The organism is Dialister sp., assembly GCF_051885895.1.
In the GTDB taxonomy this organism is placed as follows: domain Bacteria; phylum Bacillota; class Negativicutes; order Veillonellales; family Dialisteraceae; genus Dialister.
This window is the reverse complement of record NZ_JBJEXP010000002.1, coordinates 1-20,373: the sequence shown is the minus strand read 5'-3', so window position 1 is coordinate 20,373 and position 20,373 is coordinate 1. Positions and strand designations below refer to the sequence as shown.

Here is a 20,373-nt window from a genome sequence, read left to right as displayed (position 1 = left end):
TACGGCTTTCTTTTTTGTGTTTTTTATATATGTATTATATATGATTTTCTACATTCGCTTTTATTGGATTTACCTATCTGTTTAAGTTATAAGGTTTAGTGTTTATATCATTTAGAAGTATAAATGATATCTGTTACTTTTATTTGTCGCATTTCAAGAAAAAATATACTCTATTTGTACTATTGACGGACTCTTTATTTCGTTATATTGTATTATGCGTACGAATCATCTAATCAGAAGCAGATGGCATCGTATATGTGCTTTACTCATAATATTCCCTTTCTATTACGAATAGTCATTCTGCACTCTGACGAGAGGAGATGGATTAATAAGACCGTTAAGCTGCGTGGTGTTTTTTTATTTATTTCATAAAGACTTCTGTCTTCAGGGGATTTTACAGAAATTATTTTTATTTTGTATTCACAACATTGCAAGGAGGCATTCCATTGACTACTTTCTTACTTGCCCTGGCTGCCCTGGTAGCGGGATATTTCATTTACGGTGCTGTGGTAGACCGTCTCTTCGGACCTACCAGCCGCAGAACCCCTGCCCTGATTCACAATGACGGCGTTGACTATATTCCTCTACCCACGTGGAAGGTATTTTTAATTCAGCTTTTAAACATTGCCGGTCTCGGCCCTATTTTCGGCGCTCTTGGCGGTGCACTCTGGGGACCTTCCGTTTATCTCTGGATCGTTCTGGGAACTATTTTTGCCGGTGGCGTCCACGATTATCTTTCCGGCATGATGTCTATCCGGGAAGATGGCCATAGTATTTCTGAAATCGTCGGGTGTCATATGGGACATACCATGCTGACCATTATGCGGTTTTTCTCGGTAATTCTGCTTGTGCTTGTTGGTACCGTGTTTATGACCGGTCCGGCCATGCTTCTCTCCAAGCTTACCGGCTGGCAGGTTCTTCCCTGGCTTCTTATCGTCCTTTTCTATTATTTCCTGGCTACGCTCCTTCCTGTAGACAAGATTATCGCCCGTTTCTATCCGATTTTCGGGATCTGCCTGATTATCATGGCACTTGGTATTGCCGGAGGCATGCTCATGGGGGTAGATGGTCATGTAATGCCGGAAATGGTCCTTGCCAATCTGTATCCTGGAGAAAATCAGCTGCCTATCTGGCCTCTTATGTTCATTACTGTTGCCTGCGGCGCTATTTCCGGATTCCATTCCACTCAATCTCCTATCATGGCCCGCTGCCTGAAGGATGAACGCCTTGGCCGTCCTGTATTCTACGGTGCCATGGTTGCCGAAGGTATTATCTGCCTGATTTGGGCTGCAGCCGGCGTTACATTCTTTGACGGTACCGGTGGTCTGCAGGCTGTGTTGAAAGCTGGCGGCCCCGGCGGTGCAGTATATGATATCTGTGTAGGATATATGGGAACAGGTATTGGTGCTATTCTGGCCATGCTTGGAGTCATCGCCTGCCCCATTACTTCCGGTGATACGGCATTCCGTGCAGCTCGTCTGACACTGTCCGACTGGTTCCATATTGATCAGCAGAAAACAGCTAAACGTCTTGCTTTTGCTGTACCGCTTCTGGCTATCGGCGGTCTTCTTTCTCAGATTGACTTCAATATTGTATGGCGTTATTTCTCCTGGACAAACCAGACACTTGCCATGATCGTTCTTTGGACAGGCTCTGTTTACCTCTATCATCAGTGTGCTAATCGTTATGCATGGCTCATAGCCTGCATTCCTGCCACATTCATGTCCGTGGTTACCTTCACCTATATCCTGCAGGCCAAGGAAGGCCTCCAGATGGATCCTTCCATCACCTACCCCGCAGGCATCCTGTTCGGCGCTGTATGCCTCCTCCTCTTCCTGAAGAAGACAGTCTTCAAGAAAAATGCAGAAAGAGAATGCGACGGCACCATGGAATCCACGCTGAATTAAAAGCAATAAAAAGTCCCGCTTTTGCGGGATTTTTTATTGTTTCTTTTGGGAGCACTGATTCATTCATAGAGTCTTCCTTCATAATTTCATGGGCTGCTTTGTCATGGGATTTCTTCCATGGCAGAAAATTTCAAGAATAAAAGCAGCCACTCATGGAATCAGGGCTTCCCTTACGGGCCCTTTCTTTCGCAGTAAGCCTTCCATTCACAGAAGCGGCAGCTTTCCGGAAGTTTTCCATTCACCATTTTCTTCCGATGGTTGAAATCTTCTGCCATGATACGGTGAGCAGTCTCATCAAATGCTTTCATCCTCTCTTTCACTTTTTCCCGATTTCCTTCTACCGTAAGGACGGGCTCTTCCGTTTCTCCGGTGAAATAGAGAAGGAGCTTTCCCACCGGTATTTTCAGTTTTTTCTCTACCAGGTAAGCATAAATCCTGAGCTGGCTTTCATATCTGGCTAAGAGGGGGCTCTTCCTGTCAGTCTTCCTGCCTGTTTTGAAATCGATAATATCCACCCTGCCTCCGCCGCTCTGGAGAAGGTCGATGGTACCGTTCAGGATGTAATCATCCTTCACCAGCTCCAGGGGGTATTCCGCTTCCCGTATCATGGACCAGTCTCCCTTTCGGTAGGAAATATATCCCAGCACCTCCTGAAAAGCCCTGTCCAGTTCCTTCCTGGAAAGCCATGTATTTTCCGCTTTGGCAAGAGCCTGGTAATCGGCCATAAGCCAGGCGTATACATTGGCCGGCGTAAGCCTTTCCTTCTGTCCGGACATGACAGCCCGGTGGATATCTTCAATGACCTCATGGACCAGGGTGCCGTAGAGGAGAGAAAGCCCCCGCACCGGTGCAAACCGGTACACCCGGCTCAGTTTGTACTTCAGCGGACATTCCTCATAGAGCGCTGCCTGGGAAGTAAAGGAAATGCGGGGCTTGAAGTGGCCCTTCTCTATGGGGCGGAATTGAAGCTTTGTGAAATCAATTTCCTTCCTGTCAAACTCCGGCAGGCTGAAAAGAGGTTTTTGGAATACAAAAGCAGGCTCTTTCCCCTTTTTCACACAGCACGCCAGAGCCAGCACCGTTTCCGCCCGGGAAAAAGCTGTATAGTACTTTCTTCGGAAATCAAATTCCCGAATATCGCTGTAAGGTTCATAGGAACGGCGGCCTGTCATCTTTTCTACCACCCTTGGGATGAGGGAATCCTCTCCCTTGGGCTTGTCATAAAGGGAAGCCACAATAACCACCGGATATTCCAGTCCCTTGGACTGGTGAATATTGAGGAAAGACACCTGCCCCGGTGGAGCATAGGCTTCTTCATCTTCATATTCACCTACCCCGTTTTCATACCACAGCCTGAGGTAGCGGGTAAAAAAGATATATATATCATCCAATGTTTCCTTGCCGTAGCCGTGGTTTTCCTCAATGAAACAGTCGAACCGGCTGATGAGCCTGGTAATGGAGGAAAGATTTCTGGCTTCATTGCATTCTCCCACTGCCGCTTGATCAATCCATGTGGAAAAAGGCGGGAAGGAAAGAATCTTATAGGTCATAGGGAGCAGATTTTCCGGAAGCTTCTTTTCCCTTTCTATTTTTCTCTTCATGGAGCGGATCCACTGTCCAAGCTCCCCGTTCTTATTCATCACGGTTTCCGCCATGGACAGAAAAACGGCGTAAGTGCCCCGGATGCCTTCAGTTTCATCCATCACCCGGTCCTGTCCCATTTTCCGCCGGATGGCAGAGAACATGTAAAGCAGGCAGCCGAAGAAGGAAGCCACTTCCTTCCTTTCAAAAAAATGGCCCGACCGGGGTGCGTACACTGCAATATGCCTTTTTCCCAAAGCAAACTGGAGACGGATGGACGTATCCCCTTTCACCGAATCAAAGAGCAGCGCCACCTGGTTGTAGTCCGATATGCATCCGCTTTTTTTCAATCCTTCTATAAAATCGCATACCCTGTCTTCAAAGAGGTTCTCATCCTCTTCTGCCGTAATCCGCACCACCGAAGGAACTGCCGCCCCTTTCCGGGCGGACTCCACCATGCCCTTCCGGTAGCGGTACAGGCGGCCCATGCGCTCCCAGGAAAACCACTCCGGCTGGGCCATCCAGCGCATGCAGAAAGAAACAATACCCTGATTGGACCGGTAATTGGTGTGGAGGGTAATGACACGGCAGCTGTCGCCGAAATGCTTAGAAAACTTCCGGATATTAGCCACCGTAGCGCCGCGGAAGCGATAAATGCTCTGGTCATCATCGCCTACCACGAAGACATTTCTTTCCCTCCCGCCCAGAAGCTGCACCAGCCGCTCCTGGATGTAGTTGGTATCCTGGTACTCATCCACCAGGATATACCTGATTCTTTCCAGCACCTGGCGCCGCACATTGTCCTTTTCCGAAAGAATGTAGTAAGCTTCTGTCTGCAGTTTAGTGAAATCCAGGAAATTTTTCTTTTGGGCCAGCTTTTCATACCGTATCATCATCCAGCCCAGCACACGGATTTTTTCATCCCTGCTCAGGATCATGTCCTCTGCATTCATCAGCTCTTCCGACAGGCGGTTCACGTACTGACAGATGCTGCGGCACCTTTTCCACGGCGATACCGTCACTTCTTCCCCTGCCCTGTTCACATAGGAAGAGGGCACCACCAGCTCAAAATTCGGAATTTTTTCAAATTCCTCCAGATACTCATACACCATGTACTGCTGTTCGAACTGGTCCGTTTCGATGAAATTCCGCTCCAGCCTTGTATATTCCCGGAATTCCTTCAAAAGGCGGCGGCAGATATGATGAAACGTGCCTATATACATCTCATGGAGGTTGATTTCAATGCCCTGCCGGGACAGCTCATTAGTCAGTCTTGTCATGAGCTCTTTTGATGCTTTCACCGTGTAGGTCACTATCATGATCTGCTCCGGTTTTACCTTCTTATCACGAATGAGGTAAAGGACCCGCTGGATAATGGTATAGGTTTTCCCTGTCCCCGGCCCTGCGATGACCAGAGTAGGCCCCTCGGAATGAATCGCTTCATACTGGGCGGAATTTTCTACGCTTTCCATAAAAAGCTCCTTAGTTTAAACAATTGCTTTTTCCATTTTCATTTCTCACAAGAAAAAGGATAAGAAGCAGGGGCAGCCCCAGAACATAGGCAAAAGAATAGCGAAAAACAGCAGATGCCGGTGTAGAAGCAAGAAGTGTCATTGTATTCGCAAGAAGTGGAAGCGCCGCCGGAATATACCTGCTTTTTCCATCACAATAAAAAAGGAGACAGAAGAAAAGAGTCATCCACAGGCATAGCCCACTTCCTAAAAAACGGCTGCCGGAATAAGTATAATTCCCTAGAAATGCCTTCACCTTGAAAGGCATGGGAAAATCCCCCAAAGCCAGCATATCATTATCTGAAGGCTGCATATTTCTGGTATTTTCATCGCTTAATGCCCAGCCAAAGCGTGATTGTACCCCATGCTCCAGGGGATCAAGATTCCAAAGCGCATAAGTTTCCGTCATCCAGCCCTCCAGATAAATTCGGGGATTTCGAAGGCCTGTATCTGCCCAGGCCAGAAGAAATTTTCCTTTCTCTTCATTCAGTTCATTTCTCCGGAATCGGTCATCCCATTTAACAAAGTCTACCGTAGCCGGAGAATAATCCTTCTTCCACTTTTCCTCAGGCAGGAGGTGATTCATGAAATTCACCGTTTCTTCAGAGCGGGAGCCTTCCATGACCAGCACTCTTCCCATCTGCTGCAGAGGAATGGCCATGCTCTCCTGGAAAAGAGGTTTCCAGTTATGATGGGTAAGAATGATCTGTCCTGGAAGAATGGATGCCAGTGCACAAAAAATAAGAATAACCGCTCCCTTTTTCCATTGTTTCCTGTAAAAAGAAGAAGCAAAAATTAACAGAACAGCAATATATACCCCATTGTTTCTCAAAAGCATCATTCCCAGTGACAGCAGGGCAAGATAGACATAGTCCCGTTTCTCCCATTCTTTTTTGATCATGAGTAACATCCAGCCTGTAAGTGAGAGGGAGAACAGGCCATCTCTTACAGCTGCCATTCCATAGTTTCCTATTATGGGAAGAAAGGTAAAAAATATATAAAGCCCTGCTGCTGCTCTTTTCCCTACGCTTTCCTTAATCCGAAACACGATCTTTGTAAGCCCATAAGCATAGAGCATAAGCTGCGCAACCGCCAAAAGAAAAATTACCGGCTCCCTTGTGCCAAAGATCTGTTTTCCCGCCAGGGAACCATATCCGTACACCAGGGAATAGAGCCAGGGAAACTGGACTCCTGCATAAAGCGGATTTTCCATCATGAAAAGAGTATCATTCATCCCGGGAGCTGGATACAGCGCCAGAAGAAAAGGCATCTGCCAGAAAAGCATGATAAGAAAGGCCGGCAGAAACAGCCTTCGATTCCCACTCTTTTCCATTGTGAAATCTACAGAAAGGAAAACCCTTATCACGGGAGGAAGCACTGCTATAAAAAACAGGTAAAGAAGAATCAGAACAGGCCAGTCATCCCACGAAAGAATATGATTACCGGCTTCTGCCACCCTGGATCCCATACGGTCAATTTTGAAAGTATACCAAACTGCCGGGGACAAAAAGATACAAAACAGCATCGAAGCTTTGAAAGGCCGATCCCAATGAAACAGTTTCCTGTATTTTTCTTTCCTGAATAATACTTTATTCATAAAAAGAAAAGCCTCCCTTTTAATCTTTCCAATGGGTATACCCATCATCCTTTTTCCAGGATCCTGTGGAAGAAAATCCTTTTTGATCATCCTTTTCTATCATCAGGGTATCTGCCCATTTAGTTTCACCATATTTTCCTTCCGGAAGGAAAGGAAGGAGAATAAATAAAGGCATGCACAGGGGGAAAAAATAGACATATCGGTATACAAATGCAGCAGGTGTTGCAATCATCAATGTGCCCCAAAGAAGACAGGCAGGAAGAAGCACCAGAAAACGGCTGTACTGACGCCGGTAAAATAACAGCAGACCTATACACAGTGTTATCCAAAGGCAGGTGCCTGCTCCCAGGTACCTGCTGTGGTTCCAAAGCCACCGTCCCAGCTTCTCCTGGGTATCTTTTTGGAAGAAAGTCCTGATATCTGCCGTCTTGTAAGCATTATTATGATCAGGACTGAGGCCATTTTTCAAATCACTTTCAGAAAAAGCCCAGCAGAAACGTGACTGGGTCATCTCATCCGGTGCAGGAAATGCCCAATATCCGTAAGTAGCGAACAGCCAGGCTTCCACGTAAATTTCCTTATTTCTTTTCCCTACTGATTTCCACGCTTTCCAAAAATCATCAGGATGACTGTTAAAGTAATAGAAATCAAAATCACTATTCCATTTAATCAAATCTACGGTAAACGGATCATACCATTGGGCAATACGGCCAGGAATCATCATTCTTACGGAATAAGCTTTTTCTTCTTCCGTCAGAGGGACCCCCACTGCTACAGCCCGGGAAAACTGCTGCAGCGGAATACCCACCCGTTCCTGAAAAAGCTGTGGCAGGTCCAGAATCTGTTTAATGGCAGCATCCGGAGTAACTGCGATTACAATCATCACAAGTCCGGTAAGAAGAAGGTTCATCCGGATTCTTTTCATCAGGAAAACCAGACAGAGAAGCATAACAATAAAAACATAAATTCCATTGTTCCGAAGAAGCATCATGCTTAAACCGGCCAGAAAGAAAAGACGTCTATTGGCCTGCCAGGCATTCTCCTTATAGCCGGATACGAAAGATGTGACCAGTGGTATCCAAAGGAGAATAACAACAGAAAAAAGCACATCCTTCACATTGGAAAAAGACATGTTTGCAATCAACGGCAAAAAAGCATAATAAAATGATAGAAGTACAGTAAGCCACAGGCGTCCCGTTTTTCGATACAGCCAGGACAGGCAGTAGGAAATTCCGCAGGCAAACAGAGCCATTTGAATGAGTGATGCCGCCGCCAGGCCATAGGAGGTTGTATGAAACAGCATATCTGAAGCCTGGGTCAGTCCGTAAATATACATACAGTAAACAAAAGTATGCTGCCCGGCCGCCCATATGCCTGCACGCATGATATCTGTCGTATCATTCATTCCTGTTCCCGGATAGAATACAAGAAAAAAGGGCATCCATGAAAGAAGCAGAAATACAGTGATCAGTGCAAAAGGCGCATCCGTAGGTTTTCCATCCGGCTCCAGACGTAAAGAGAAAGCTGAAATCCTGCCGGCATATTTCATGATAAAAGAAAGCAGCACAAATGTAACCGCTGTCAATGCCAGCACTGCCGGTATATCCGATGCATGCAGAAGAGACTCCCGGTTCCAGGGAGTTGAGCCGGGATGCCAGCCTATACGCCAGGTATAAAATTCAGAGAAACCCATAAAAAGAGAAACTGTCCCTGTCAAAAGAGCCAGCCAATATCTGTCTTTATACATATTCATAATCCAACCGCCTTTGAATCTATGAGTATTATACTTTTTTAGAAAGAGACTGACAATAGCGAGTAAAACAGCTGAATTTTTTCCCGAGCCCTGCCTTTTTCTTTTCCTTTAAAAAATGGTGACGTAATCTTGTCCAATTAATTGAGCCTTTCTTCATTTTCAGTTGGCCATTCATTTTCCTTTTCCCTATGGTATAATCAAGGAAATAATTGTATCCAGTGTTTCTGAAAGGAGATTTACGATGAATAGAGAAGAGCGAATCAGAGCCGCCCTGGCCGGCAAGGATGTGGACCACGTACCTGTAGGTGCATGGATGCACCTGTCTGCCTATGACCAGGATCCTATATCTCTTGCTGAAGCAGAAGCTGCCTTTACAGAAAAATATGATTTTGATTATATCAAAATGATGCCTTTTGGTCTGTACAGTACTCAGGATTTCGGCAATCAGATTACCATTTACTGCGATCCGTACAAAGAACCTATTGTCAAAAAATTTGCTATCCAGAGTCCTGCAGACTATGATACTCTGAAAGCAATTCCGGCCATTCAGGGAACTTATGGAAAACAGATTGAGTTTGCCAGAGAAATGGTAAAAAGAAGAAAGCCAGGTACTCCGGTAATCCAGACCATTTTCAGCCCATTTTCCACATTGAAAAAAATGGCTGGCGATCGTCTCCTCATGGACATGCTGAACTATCCGGAATCGGTTCATCATGCTCTTTCCGCCATTACTGCCACCACTCTTGATTTTGTAAGCTATAACATTGACGCAGGTGTAGACGGATTCTTCTTCGCCACGCAGAATGCCACCCGCTCTGTCATGAACCTTCATGAATTTGAAGAATTCGGCCAGTTTTATGATCTTCAGGTTATTAAGTCCTATACAAAGAAAACATGGTTTAATCCCGTTCATATCCACGGTGAAGACATTTATTTTAACGAGGTTGCTTCTTATCCGGTAAACTGCATTAACTGGCATGACCGCCATACCTGGCCCACGCTGAAAGAGGCACGGGCTCTTACTGACAAATGTCTTCTTGCCGGCATTAAATCCGCTCCTTACTTTGTAAATGGCGTACTGAAATATGATGACATCATCCTTGACGGTACACCGGAAGAAATCACTGCCCATGTAAAAGATGCCATTGCTCAGGTAGACGGCAGAGGTCTTATTTTAGGACCTGGATGTGTTGTCAATCCCAAAGCACCGGAAGAAAACCTTCTGGCGCTCAGAAAAGCAGTAGAAGCCTAAAAACTAAATGAGTCCACAAAAAAGACACCTCTGCCTTTTATGACAGAAGTGTCTTTTTTCATTGATTTTATGCTTCTAACGCTTTTCCTTCAGCAGGTTCAGGAATCTTTCCTTTCAAATCATGATCCGTCATAGCGCATACAGCAGAATCAGACCAGACGTTTTCTGCAGTTTCAATCATATCAATGATCGTATAAATCGGGAGAATAACACCCATGATTCCGATAGGTGCACCAATACCGCTCATGAGAGAAAGGGTAAGGAAATAGCAGCCCATAGGAACACCTGCATTGCCGATAGCTGCCAGCACAGCTACAAAGAGCCAGGTAATCATGGTAGGCATAGTCATTTCATAACCTGCATTCTGCATAACGAAGAGAGACGTCACCAAAATAAAGGCAGCGCATCCATTCATGTTGATAGTTGTGCAGATAGGGAGAACAAAACGGGAAACAGCCGGATTTGCCTTCATGTTATGCTCTGCAGAAGCAAGAGTTACAGGCAGCGTGCCGGCAGAACTCTTGGTAAAAAGAGCTACCGCAATAGCAGGAGACATCTTTTTAAATACATGGATCGGATTGAGTCCTCTGATAAGCAGGAAAATAGGAATAACAATAAAGAACTGAATCACGTTGCTTCCAATAATCACCGCCGTGTATTTCCCCAGAGCTCCAACAATCACGCCTGCTTCAATCTGCGCAGAGAGCTGGGCGGAAAAAGCAAGAATGCCCACAGGAAGAATAAAGAGAAGTGCACGAATCAGAGTGAAAAGAAGTTCCTGAAATCCCAAAATACCTTTCATCAGAATATCCCGGTTTTCCGTTTTAGGCATGAAAGCCAGTCCCAAGCCAAAGGATGCGGCAATTATCATGACTGCCAGCACATTGCCTGACAGGAACGGCTGAAGAAGGTTGTTCGGAATAACACTCAAAATATGGTCATAATAGGTCAGATGTCCCAGCTTCTGCGGTACATTGGCTGTACCGGCTCCAATAATATCAGCGGGAAGGTTTCCCGGAGCAATCCAGAGATACATGAAAAGACCAATGCCTGCAGCGCAGATGGTAGTAAGCAGCGTATAGGTCACGGCATGAGCAAATATACGTCCTGTTTCCTTCTTACCGCCCAGCTGGGCCAACGTAGTAATAACTGCCAACGCAATGGTAGGAACAGCAATAAACTGGAACAGCCTGGTAAACACTGTCGCAATAAAAGTGAATAATTCATTCAACGGCTTAATTCCCAGCCAGCCAAGAACCGCCCCAACCACCAGGGCAAGCATCCACAGGATAAACTGCCGGCCCTGCTTTCTGCTTTTGTTAGCTTCCAGCGCTTTTTGAGCCGCAGCCTGTACTTCCTCGTTTTTCTTCATAAAATCCTCCTAAAATAACTCCTGGAAAATAGATATAAGGAACCATTTCCGGCAAGGCATCCATATAAAAAAGTCTTTCATCCCTTTGGGACGAAAGACTCGTGATTACCACCCAGATTCGCATACATGTCGCCATGCATGCCTCTTCAGGTTTCCTTCCTTATAGAAACCATACTTCTGTAACGGGAATTCCCGGAAAGACATACTTGATTCCGTCCTTCAGGCTCAGAAACGCACTTCCATTTCTCCTGTCCTATCCGCTTCCACTCTCCGGACTCGCTGTCAGAGCATCAAAGAAATCTACTCTTTTTCTTCATCGCTGTAAACGTCCATACTATAACATGATAAAATCAGACTGTCAAGTTTTTTTATAGCAGAGCATATCCACTTCACCTATCTTTATACCAGACGTTTTCGCCATACTCCCTGATGCCAGCGCCAGAAGAAAACCAGGCCGCGGCTGCATTCATCTGCCGCCATAGCGATCCATATACCGGCCAGTCCCCAATAGAGATGTACTCCAAGGAACCAGGCTCCCAGTGTAGCAATGGACCACATAAAAATGATCCCTACAGTTATCGGGGCCCTTACATCCCCTGAAGCATTCAGTGCCATCACCATGCACATATTCACGGCTCTTCCGATTTCCAGGAAAATTTCAATAAACAGAATTGTTTTGCCCAAGGCCAGCACTTCGGGATCCGTTGTGAAAATAGACAATACTGCATCGGCATTAAGATAAAGCATAAAGGCAATAGAACCGGAAAGTGCCATGGCTACGGAAATGGTAAACTTTACCCGCCGGTCTACCTCTTCATTATCACCGGCTCCTTTGAAATAACCTACCAGAATCTGGGTCGCCATGGCGAGAGACTGAGAATAAACATAGCTCATCATGGCAATAATATAACAATATACTTTAGTCGTAATAACCACTACGCCAAATATATTAACAAACTTCATAATGACAGTCTGAGAAAGCTGGTAGGAAAAGGTTTCTCCTCCTGAGGGAATTCCCAGATATAGAATTTTATGAAGTGTATCCCATGGAAAGGGAGAAAGATATTTCAAGGAAAACCGAACCGGCGTATAGCGGTGAAACAGATAGACAATAAGGAAAAATCCGATAAATTTTGAAATATTCGTAGAAATGCATACTCCTGTTACACCAAGAGAAGGAATCGGTCCCCATCCGTGAATCAGGATCATATTTCCACTGATATTCATAATATTCATGACCATGGAGCAGAGCATCGTCAGCTTCAGCAGTGCAAAGCCTCTCAAAAAGGAAATAAATGCCATATACATACTCTGAATAAAGACAAAAAGACCGATCCAGCGAATATATAAAGATGCATCCCCCCAGATCTCCGACGGAATCCCCAGTGCATGCAGGAAAAAATCATCAAAGAAAAAAAGAGCAAAACTGATGATAAGCCCAAGCACAAGATTGGTTGCCAGCGCCACAGTGCAGACTTCATTGACTTTCCCCATATTCCCGGCTCCTCTGTGGTGAGCAATCAATATGGTAGCCGCCTGAGAAAGCACGGCCAGCGTCAGAATAACCAGGTTAAATACCACATTATCGTTACCTACAGCTGCAACGCTGTCTTGAGAATAACGGCTCAGCATGAACTGATCTACATTGGGAACCATCATCTGCAGTGCCGTTTCTATAAATATAGGAACCGACATGGAAAAGACCGTCCATCGGCTCTGATATAATTCATGGGATTTCAATGCTATCCCTCCTTATAACATAACTGACGGTTATATATGGTAACATCAGAAATAAATCGTTGCAAGAGAAAATATAAAACCCATATGCTGTGAGAAAAAAAATATATAAACCCTCTTGCAAAATAACGCCATATAAGGCATAATAATTTATGTCAGATTTATGGGCGATTAGCTCAGCTGGGAGAGCGTCTGCCTTACAAGCAGAATGTCAGCAGTTCGATCCTGTTATCGCCCACCATTTAAAAAGCTCCATGTGATATTTACTCCATGGTGCTTTTTTATTGCTCCTTTCCATTTCTCTCATCTGCTATTTAACCTCCTTTCTCCGCGATTCACTTTGATTGGCACGTCGCTTCTGCTCCTTCCAATCATGTTCTCTGCGGAACCAGTTCGACCCTGTTATCATTCACCATAAAAAAGTGCCATGTGATGTTTACTCCATGGTACTTTTTTATTGCTCTTTTCCTGTTCTCTCATCTGCTATTTAACCTTCTGCATCCGTGATTCACTATGATCGGCGCTTTACTTCCGCTCCTTTTCATTTCTTACTATTTTCTAATAAAGAAGTGGTTGCAAAAGAGAAAAGGATTTGTTATTATAATTGACGTACTTACGTACAGATTCCTGAATAGCTCAGCCGGTAGAGCGCGTGACTGTTAATCACGATGTCGCAGGTTCGAACCCTGCTTCAGGAGCCAGTGGCCTGTTCGTCAAGTGGTTAAGACACCGCCCTTTCACGGCGGGTTCGGGGGTTCGAATCCCCCACAGGTCACCAGATATGGGCGATTAGCTCAGCTGGGAGAGCGTCTGCCTTACAAGCAGAATGTCAGCAGTTCGATCCTGTTATCGCCCACCATTTAAAAAGCTCCATGTGATATTTACTCCATGGTGCTTTTTTATTGCTCTTTTCCTGTTCTCCCATCTGCTATTTAACCTCCTTTCTCCGCGATCCACTTTGATTGGCGTGTCACTCTCATTTCTTCCAATCACGATCTCTGCGGAACCAGTTCGTTTCTTTTATCACCCATCACTTAAAAGCACCATGGAATATGTACTCCATAGTGCTTTTTTATTATTTCTTCCCAGTTTTCTCATCTTCTATTCAATCTCCTCCATCAGCGATTTACTATGATCAGCACATGGCTTTTACTCCTTTCAATCTTGTTCTCTGATGAGTTAGTCTGATAGAGTCATGGTTTACCGTCGGAAAAGGCACTATGTAATTTTGTTCCAAAGAATCTCTTTTTTATACATATCAACTGGCCCGCCATATGATTCATCATGAAGAAATTCATTATATAGCAAAAAGAGCGCCTTTTTCGGGCGCTCAAAGAATTTTATTTCATATAAAAGAGGTTTATGCTTATTCTTCCATGGGAAGAGTAGATCCTCCTACGGGAATGACATAGACACTGGCATTTTCACCCATTTTATCAAGAGCGGCATCCACTGCCTGCTGCAGATCATGGAAAGGCGTCATGTTGGCTTTTGTTACCATAGCGTCATCCATATCAGTGACAAGATAAATACTGCATTTCTTCTGAACCAGAGCCAGGGCTGCTGATTTATGTCCCCCTAATTCAAAATGTTCATGAATAGCCTTGATCCTGTCATCAGGTGTATCATATTTTTCAATCCATTCCCCGAATACCGAGCTCCCATACCCTTCTTTACAGGACGCTGCCACCACCATAATGCCTCCTTCTTTCACTGCATGTTTGGCATTATCAATGGATTTCTGTGCCTGATACAAATTAATATCTTTAGGATAACCGCCGGTAGATACAATAACCACATCTGCCGGATGGTCAATTTTAATTTTATAAATGCTGTCCAGAAAACGGCATGCTTTCCGATGGGCCTGGATTCGATCACCTGCGGCAGCAAAAGCGATTTTCTTATGATCATCCAGTGCTACATTGACGATAAAATCCACAGGACAGAAATCAAATACTTCTTCAATGTCCTCCCGTACGGGATTACCTTCCAGATGGCCTGCATAGGCACCCGGGCGGATCATATTCTTGTGGTTGGACTGGATGGCATCATGTGAAGAGACACCGGGCATAATAGCCTTCATGCCGCCGGAATAACCGGCAAAATAATGATATTCCACATTACCGGTAAGAATTCGACGGTCTGCCTCCGCTACCGTTTTAAAAATATCTACAGATGTTCCATTCCTGCAGGTTCCCATATGAACACACTGTTCCGGATCGCTGTCAATACACTTGATACGGTTATAAATATCATCACCTACCAGACGTTTCTTTTCTTCTTCTGTCTGTTTTCTGTGAGACCCAAGTCCAAAAACAACCGTAATGTCTTCATCCTTGACCCCTGCTTTTTCCAGTTCTTCTACCACACAGGGCACCATCACCCAGGAAGGAGCCGGACGGGTCACATCACTGGCTACAATCACAATTTTTTCTCCCGGCTTTACAATTTCAGAAAGACGGGGTGTTCCAATAGGATGCGCCAATGCTCTTCTTACCTCTGCTGCCTCAGACTCTACCTCCGGACATTTTTTAGGGTTCAGTTCCACCGGATGGTGACTGTCTGGTACCTGGAAGGGTACATAATCTTTGAAATATTTAATTTTAAATTCCATCCTGTCCATCTCCTTGTTGTATGGAAATATTGAGTTTTCATGATGTAACGAGGTATTTCTATATTTTTATTATACCTTATTTGATGAAAGAATCCCATAGGCAACCGTTTCGTAACTCTGAGAAAGGCACAGAGCTCATTAGCTTTCCTCTTTAAAAAGCGGTGTCCTTTTAAAAAGCACCGCTTCTTCATTCTCCTATTTTCCCTTTTACTATGCAGGAATGGCATCCTCTGAAATTTTACTTACACCATATCTGCCAGGGACAGGATTAAATCCCTGCTCTTTTCCCAGCCAAGGCAGGGGTCAGTAATGGATTTCCCATATATTCCTTCGCCAATTTTCTGATTTCCATCCTCAATATAACTTTCAATCATAAGTCCCTTCACTAAGTGACGGATATCTTCCGTATATTTTCTGCTGGCCATGACATCCCGAGCAATGCGGATCTGTTCCATATATTTCTTCCCGGAATTATTATGATTGCAGTCTACCACAATAGCCGGATTCTTTAAATTCCTTTCTCCATACATATCTGCTACCTTCCTGAGATTTTCATAGTGGTAGTTAGGCATGCTGGTACCAAAATGGTTCACATATCCCCGAAGGATAGCATGGGCCAGAGGATTTCCTGTAGTATGTACCTCCCAGCCGTGGAAAAGGAAATCCTGTTCACTCTGAGCCGCTTCTATGGAATTCATCATAACCGACAAATCCCCGGAAGTAGGGTTCTTCATACCTACCGGTATGCCTGCACCGCTGGCAATCATACGGTGAAGCTGATCTTCCACGGAACGGGCCCCAATGGCACCGTAGGAAAGAAGATCGGAAAGGTAACGGTGGTTTTCCGGATAGAGGATTTCTTCGGCGCAGGTAAAGCCCGTCTTCTCAATCACATGGACATGCATGCGGCGTATTGCCTTGATTCCTTCCATCATATTTTCCTTACCCTCAGGATCCGGCTGGTGAAGCATCCCCTTATATCCTTTGCCTATGGTTCTTGGCTTATTGGTATAAACACGGGGAATAATAAAGAGCTTGTCTTTGACCTCTTCCGCTGTTTTAGCCAGGCGGGTGCAGTAGTCAAGCACCGCCGGTTCATTATCGGCAGAGCAGGGACCGATAATCAGCAGAAAGCGGTCATCCTTTCCTGTCATAATATCGGCAATTTCCTTATCTCTTTTTTCCTTCAACCGGCGAAATTCCGGTTTCAGCGGTATTTCCTGTTTAATTTCCATAGGTTCCGGAAGTTTCCGGATAAACTGCATCTGTTCCATTCTATTCACCTTCTGCATTCATTTAGCTTTCATCAGCTATTCGTCAATTTTTTCTATTTTAAATACGTTTATGGTTTCCACATCAGGACAGCAGAATATGGCTGTTCCCTTTTTCTGTCCCGGCTGCGGAATCTCACCGCCATACCGTAGAATATCTATATAGGGAAAGGCCACATGCATGACCATAGGACAGATTTGCCCACGGTCTCTGTCAAAATCCCAGGAGTCACCCGGTCTGTGTCCTCTATGGCAGGGGCATTTTCCCAATCTCTCCATACAGGTAATCTTTATTTTCGGTCTTCTTGGCATGTATCGAGCACCTCCAGACAGGTTTCCACAGGAATGCCCTTAAACGAATCCTTTGTGTCCCTGTTTAATGCAATCATTTGACGAACCGCAGTCATCGCTCTGTCCACGGACTCCATCATAGGCGTGCCGTTCATGATATGGCCCATAAATATGGCAGAAAATATATCCCCGGTACCGGGAAACCGGATAGGTATCATATCAAAAGTACGAAGGAAAAACTCTTCCCTCTCTTTATCAAAACCTGCCACAGCATCCTGTCCATCCACTCTGGCACTGGTAATAGCTACAGATCCATTCCCCATCCGATGAAGTTTGCCCAAAAGGCCTTTCATCGCCACCCATGAAAGGCCTTCCTCTTCATAGGGTTCATCAGCAATCATAGCTGCTTCTGTATAATTGGGAACCATATAGTCAGCCTGGGCCACGAGCCTTTTCATTCCTTCTATGGTTCGTTTCGTAAGGCCATTATACAAGTGTCCTTCATCGCCCATAATGGGATCCACAAAAATTTTCGTTCCTTTTTCCCGTTCACGACTGCAGTAATTGGCAATCATGGCTGCCTGCGAAGGAGATACGATAAAACCTGTAGCAATCGCATCAAAAGTAAATCCAAGTGATTTCCATACGCCAATGGTATTCCTCATATACTCCGTTGTGTCCAGAATTTCAAAGCGCCCATAATCCAGCGTATTGGAAACAAGCGCTGTCGGCAGATTATATACATGGTGCCCCATATGCGTCAGCACCGGCATCATGGCTGACAAAGCCACCTCTCCGTATCCGGGAAGATCATTGACCAGTAACAGCTGTTTTCCCATGGTATCCCTCTTTCCTGCAATCATGTGCTTTTATTTTAACATATCTTTGAAAAAAGCAGGTAAAAGAATATAATAGAAAACAAGACTCCACAAGGGTTTTAAAAGTAAAAACGGAAGAGTGTTTCATGCATATAATCATAAAAGACGACTTTGACCTCTACAAAATTATACACAGCGGACAGTGTTTCCGGGCAGTAGAACTTGAAAAAGGAACTTATCGGTTTATCACCGGCTCTCACGTTCTCTATATCTGCCATCTCACAGGCATTCATTATGACATTTCCTGCTCCCGCTATCAGTGGAACCGGCTTTGGAAGCCTTATTTTGATATTTCTGCCTGCTACGAAAAAATTAGAAACAGCATAGCAGCAGAAGATGTCTTCCTTTCTCAGGCTGCTGCTTACAGCAGCGGCATTCGTATTTTAAGACAGGATCCCTGGGAAACCATGATTACCTTTATCATATCCCAAAGAAAATCGATTCCGGCTATTCATACATCCGTCGAAAAGCTCTGCCACAAAGCAGGAAAAAGACTAGAGACTCCTGGCGGGATTCTATATACTTTCCCTTCCGCGGAAGATCTTTGTACCCTGACGGCCGAAGATCTTAAGAACTGCTCTTTGGGCTATCGAAGCCCTTATATTGCCAAAACTGCGGAAATCATAAAAAAATCGCCACACCTTTTACAGAATATGGCGAAATATACAGATGACAAACTGATGGAAGAACTTATGAAATTTCCCGGAGTCGGCATAAAAGTAGCCAGCTGCGTTGCCCTTTTTGGTTACCATCGTACAGCTCTGGCTCCGGTGGATGTATGGATTCAAAGAGTCATAGACCGTTTCTATCAGGGGAAAAATCCATTTCCCGCCTACGGAAAATATGCAGGAATCATGCAGCAGTATCTCTTTTACTATGCCCAGAGTACAGGTATGAAATAATTTCCGGGAAACCGATTGAATCATTATGCACTCTTATTTCCTGCTTCAGATTCCACCAGATAAATGCATCCGTTGTCTGCACCGGCTTATGCCGAAGTATAGAACACAAAAGCTTATGAAATGAACCTGTTTAGTCAGAAATCCTTTAGAACTTCAAGCCTGCTTTTTTTAAAGTTTTAAAGGTATAAACTAAAATATTATATAAAGTCTCGCTGTCCTCCGCAGTGAGATTTTTTTCGTCCAATTTTTTTAAATCCTTATAATAAAATCCCAGTTTCTTTTCCAACTCCTCCCGGCTTTCCGAAACAGGAACCGCCGGCGTATTCATTTCAGTGCCCTCTTTTGCCTTAGATGCCTGCTTTAAAGAATCCAGCTCCGCTTCCAGCTGGAATGCCTTTTCCTGAAGATTTCCATTTTCATCACGGAGAGATTCAATGGTCAAATTAAGCCCTTCATTGGCATCCCGCTCCTGGGAAAGATTGACCTGGAGACATTCTACCGTTCCCTTTAAAGCCTCTATCGTGTCCCTGGCCGCAGCAATGCCTTCTCTGTATATACTGTTCGCGCTCATACCAATTCCTCCCATCTTTAATATGGTCCTGTTATCTTTATTGTAGCATACAATATTCCATAAGATAAACTATGAAAGTTCCTTCACAAATTTCTGAACTGTTCTTTTGTAAGCAGGACCGTTCGTAGCCATTTCCATGGTATGAGCCGCCCCGTCAAAAATATAAAGCTCTTTCTTTGTACTGGAAGAATCAGCCAGCAGTTCTTCTGCAGCAGATGGAGGAACCAGCATATCTGCCCCTCCATGCAGGAAAAGTACAGGCGATGTCATATGCTTCACCTGGCAGGCAGGATCCACATCGGAAAGAATCTTTCCCGTATGGAAGAACATAGCTGCCTGCATAAAAGGATTCAGTACGTCCATCCCCAGCACCAGCCGGTTATCGCCTGTATATGTCATAATTTTATCCCGACCCAGAGCAAGAAGATTGCCATAAGAACTGTCAGAAACATAAAACTTCATATTCTTTCCTTCGCTGCTTCCGCTATAAATGAGAGCCATAGCTGCTCCAAGAGAAATACCGTGGAATCCGATTTCCATGGAGGGATTCTTAGAACGAAGGAAATCCACCCAGGCATTCATATCATCCACATCATGAATGCCCCAGTCTGTTTGGTTGCCGCCGCTTTCCCCATGACCGCGAAGATCAACGAGAAGAACGTTATATCCCATTTCTTCATACATATCTATATAAGGGACACACATAGAACGGTTCTGGTATAAGCCATGGAGCAAAACCACCGCTTTACGACCGCCTTTTACCGTTTCTATATAAGTTCCGCGAAGCACTGTACCATCTTTAGAAGGCACCCTCACCCTCTGCCAGCCATACCGATCTTCCAGAGCGTGCATCCTGCCTAAATCCTGCCGATGATTCTCGATCCCTAGAATGCGATCCCAGGGCGCTTTAAAAAGCTCCTCATAAGAAAGATTACCTGCATAGAGGCCGACTCCAACAGCAGCAAAAAAAGCGAGTATAATAAGCCACTTAAAAAGTTTAAAAATAAAATGCATAATGAATCACCTGATTCAAGTATAAACCATGGAGATGAGTGTGGTAAATGATAAATATCAAAAGAGCACCAAGGATTACCCAATGGTGCTATTCTCAATATAAGAAAGAAGAAAAGACATCC

General features: G+C 44.7%; 14 protein-coding genes, 4 tRNA genes and 1 other annotated feature. Of the genes, 7 read left to right on the top strand and 11 right to left on the bottom strand.

Annotated features, from left to right (window positions below; translation table 11 throughout):
- Positions 1-446: 446 nt before the first annotated feature.
- Positions 447-1,907 carry a carbon starvation CstA family protein gene (locus ACI4N7_RS00115; protein ID WP_439731334.1) on the top strand — a complete coding sequence of 487 codons (1,461 nt, stop codon included), beginning with the start codon at positions 447-449 and terminating at the stop codon, positions 1,905-1,907.
- Positions 1,908-2,077: 170 nt separating this feature from the next.
- On the opposite strand, the gene ACI4N7_RS00110 is transcribed toward ACI4N7_RS00115, so the two are convergent.
- From ACI4N7_RS00110 to ACI4N7_RS00100, 3 genes are all read right to left on the bottom strand, one after another.
- Positions 2,078-4,960 carry an ATP-dependent DNA helicase gene (locus ACI4N7_RS00110; RefSeq protein ID WP_439731333.1) on the bottom strand — a complete coding sequence of 961 codons (2,883 nt, stop codon included), beginning with the start codon at positions 4,958-4,960 and terminating at the stop codon, positions 2,078-2,080.
- 10 nt (positions 4,961-4,970) lie between these two features.
- Entirely contained in the window at positions 4,971-6,332 is a 1,362-nt protein-coding gene (locus tag ACI4N7_RS00105) for a DUF6020 family protein (RefSeq protein WP_439731332.1), read from the bottom strand.
- 283 nt (positions 6,333-6,615) lie between these two features.
- Positions 6,616-8,349: a DUF6020 family protein gene (locus tag ACI4N7_RS00100; protein WP_439731331.1), complete on the bottom strand. Its 1,734-nt coding sequence runs from the start codon at positions 8,347-8,349 to the stop codon at positions 6,616-6,618.
- Between the two features lie 241 nt (positions 8,350-8,590).
- Here ACI4N7_RS00100 and ACI4N7_RS00095 point away from each other — a divergent pair, with 241 nt between their 5' ends.
- The gene (locus ACI4N7_RS00095) at positions 8,591-9,601 is read left to right on the top strand and encodes a uroporphyrinogen decarboxylase family protein (protein WP_439731330.1); all 1,011 of its coding nucleotides are present in this window, start codon (positions 8,591-8,593) and stop codon (positions 9,599-9,601) included.
- 67 nt (positions 9,602-9,668) lie between these two features.
- Here ACI4N7_RS00095 and ACI4N7_RS00090 read toward each other — a convergent pair whose 3' ends face one another.
- Together ACI4N7_RS00090 and ACI4N7_RS00085 are read right to left on the bottom strand one after the other, a co-directional pair.
- Entirely contained in the window at positions 9,669-10,973 is a 1,305-nt protein-coding gene (locus ACI4N7_RS00090) for a dicarboxylate/amino acid:cation symporter (RefSeq protein WP_439731329.1), read from the bottom strand.
- An 83-nt stretch (positions 10,974-11,056) separates the two neighbouring features.
- Positions 11,057-11,299: a binding site (T-box leader), on the bottom strand.
- A 73-nt stretch (positions 11,300-11,372) separates the two neighbouring features.
- Entirely contained in the window at positions 11,373-12,713 is a 1,341-nt protein-coding gene (locus tag ACI4N7_RS00085; RefSeq protein WP_439731328.1) for an MATE family efflux transporter, read from the bottom strand.
- A 162-nt stretch (positions 12,714-12,875) separates the two neighbouring features.
- Here ACI4N7_RS00085 and ACI4N7_RS00080 point away from each other — a divergent pair.
- The 4 genes from ACI4N7_RS00080 to ACI4N7_RS00065 all read left to right on the top strand — a co-directional run bounded on the left by ACI4N7_RS00080 (position 12,876) and on the right by ACI4N7_RS00065 (position 13,569).
- Positions 12,876-12,951 (top strand) — tRNA-Val (locus ACI4N7_RS00080).
- 384 nt (positions 12,952-13,335) lie between these two features.
- Positions 13,336-13,411: transfer RNA gene (locus ACI4N7_RS00075), tRNA-Asn, on the top strand.
- Positions 13,412-13,413: 2 nt separating this feature from the next.
- Positions 13,414-13,488: transfer RNA gene (locus ACI4N7_RS00070), tRNA-Glu, on the top strand.
- Positions 13,489-13,493: 5 nt separating this feature from the next.
- Positions 13,494-13,569: transfer RNA gene (locus tag ACI4N7_RS00065), tRNA-Val, on the top strand.
- Positions 13,570-14,076: 507 nt separating this feature from the next.
- Here the strand turns inward: ACI4N7_RS00065 and larA are convergent.
- The 4 genes from larA to ACI4N7_RS00045 form a co-directional block, all read right to left on the bottom strand.
- Positions 14,077-15,324: a nickel-dependent lactate racemase gene (larA, locus tag ACI4N7_RS00060; RefSeq protein ID WP_439731327.1), complete on the bottom strand. Its 1,248-nt coding sequence runs from the start codon at positions 15,322-15,324 to the stop codon at positions 14,077-14,079.
- 242 nt (positions 15,325-15,566) lie between these two features.
- Positions 15,567-16,598, bottom strand: coding sequence for a 3-deoxy-7-phosphoheptulonate synthase (locus ACI4N7_RS00055; protein WP_439731326.1), 1,032 nt, complete (start codon positions 16,596-16,598; stop codon positions 15,567-15,569).
- A 36-nt stretch (positions 16,599-16,634) separates the two neighbouring features.
- Positions 16,635-16,874: a TIGR04076 family protein gene (locus tag ACI4N7_RS00050; RefSeq protein WP_439731325.1), complete on the bottom strand. Its 240-nt coding sequence runs from the start codon at positions 16,872-16,874 to the stop codon at positions 16,635-16,637.
- An 11-nt stretch (positions 16,875-16,885) separates the two neighbouring features.
- Positions 16,886-17,725, bottom strand: a complete 840-nt coding sequence (locus ACI4N7_RS00045) for a pyridoxamine kinase (protein WP_439731324.1) — start codon at positions 17,723-17,725, stop codon at positions 16,886-16,888.
- 125 nt (positions 17,726-17,850) lie between these two features.
- Here ACI4N7_RS00045 and ACI4N7_RS00040 point away from each other — a divergent pair, with 125 nt between their 5' ends.
- A complete protein-coding gene (locus tag ACI4N7_RS00040; protein ID WP_439731323.1) occupies positions 17,851-18,666 on the top strand; it encodes a DNA-3-methyladenine glycosylase family protein in 816 nt (271 codons plus the stop codon).
- Between the two features lie 145 nt (positions 18,667-18,811).
- Here the strand turns inward: ACI4N7_RS00040 and ACI4N7_RS00035 are convergent, their stop codons facing one another.
- Together ACI4N7_RS00035 and ACI4N7_RS00030 are read right to left on the bottom strand one after the other, a co-directional pair.
- Entirely contained in the window at positions 18,812-19,237 is a 426-nt protein-coding gene (locus tag ACI4N7_RS00035; protein WP_439731322.1) for a hypothetical protein, read from the bottom strand.
- Positions 19,238-19,306: 69 nt separating this feature from the next.
- Positions 19,307-20,089, bottom strand: a complete 783-nt coding sequence (locus ACI4N7_RS00030) for an alpha/beta hydrolase (protein ID WP_439731321.1) — start codon at positions 20,087-20,089, stop codon at positions 19,307-19,309.
- Positions 20,090-20,373: the final 284 nt, after the last annotated feature.

Bases quoted from the DNA above. Each gene is read 5' to 3' on its own strand.
- ACI4N7_RS00110 (WP_439731333.1), bottom strand. From the start codon at position 4,960: ATGGAAAGCGTAGAAAATTCCGCCCAGTATGAAGCGATTCATTCCGAG.
- ACI4N7_RS00105 (WP_439731332.1), bottom strand. From the start codon at position 6,332: ATGGAAAAGAGTGGGAATCGAAGGCTGTTTCTGCCGGCCTTTCTTATC.
- ACI4N7_RS00100 (WP_439731331.1), bottom strand. From the start codon at position 8,349: ATGAATATGTATAAAGACAGATATTGGCTGGCTCTTTTGACAGGGACA.
- ACI4N7_RS00095 (WP_439731330.1), top strand. From the start codon at position 8,591: ATGAATAGAGAAGAGCGAATCAGAGCCGCCCTGGCCGGCAAGGATGTG.
- ACI4N7_RS00090 (WP_439731329.1), bottom strand. From the start codon at position 10,973: ATGAAGAAAAACGAGGAAGTACAGGCTGCGGCTCAAAAAGCGCTGGAA.
- larA (WP_439731327.1), bottom strand. From the start codon at position 15,324: ATGGAATTTAAAATTAAATATTTCAAAGATTATGTACCCTTCCAGGTA.
- ACI4N7_RS00055 (WP_439731326.1), bottom strand. From the start codon at position 16,598: ATGGAACAGATGCAGTTTATCCGGAAACTTCCGGAACCTATGGAAATT.
- ACI4N7_RS00050 (WP_439731325.1), bottom strand. From the start codon at position 16,874: ATGGAGAGATTGGGAAAATGCCCCTGCCATAGAGGACACAGACCGGGT.
- ACI4N7_RS00045 (WP_439731324.1), bottom strand. From the start codon at position 17,725: ATGGGAAAACAGCTGTTACTGGTCAATGATCTTCCCGGATACGGAGAG.
- ACI4N7_RS00040 (WP_439731323.1), top strand. From the start codon at position 17,851: ATGCATATAATCATAAAAGACGACTTTGACCTCTACAAAATTATACAC.
- ACI4N7_RS00035 (WP_439731322.1), bottom strand. From the start codon at position 19,237: ATGAGCGCGAACAGTATATACAGAGAAGGCATTGCTGCGGCCAGGGAC.
- ACI4N7_RS00030 (WP_439731321.1), bottom strand. From the start codon at position 20,089: ATGCACGCTCTGGAAGATCGGTATGGCTGGCAGAGGGTGAGGGTGCCT.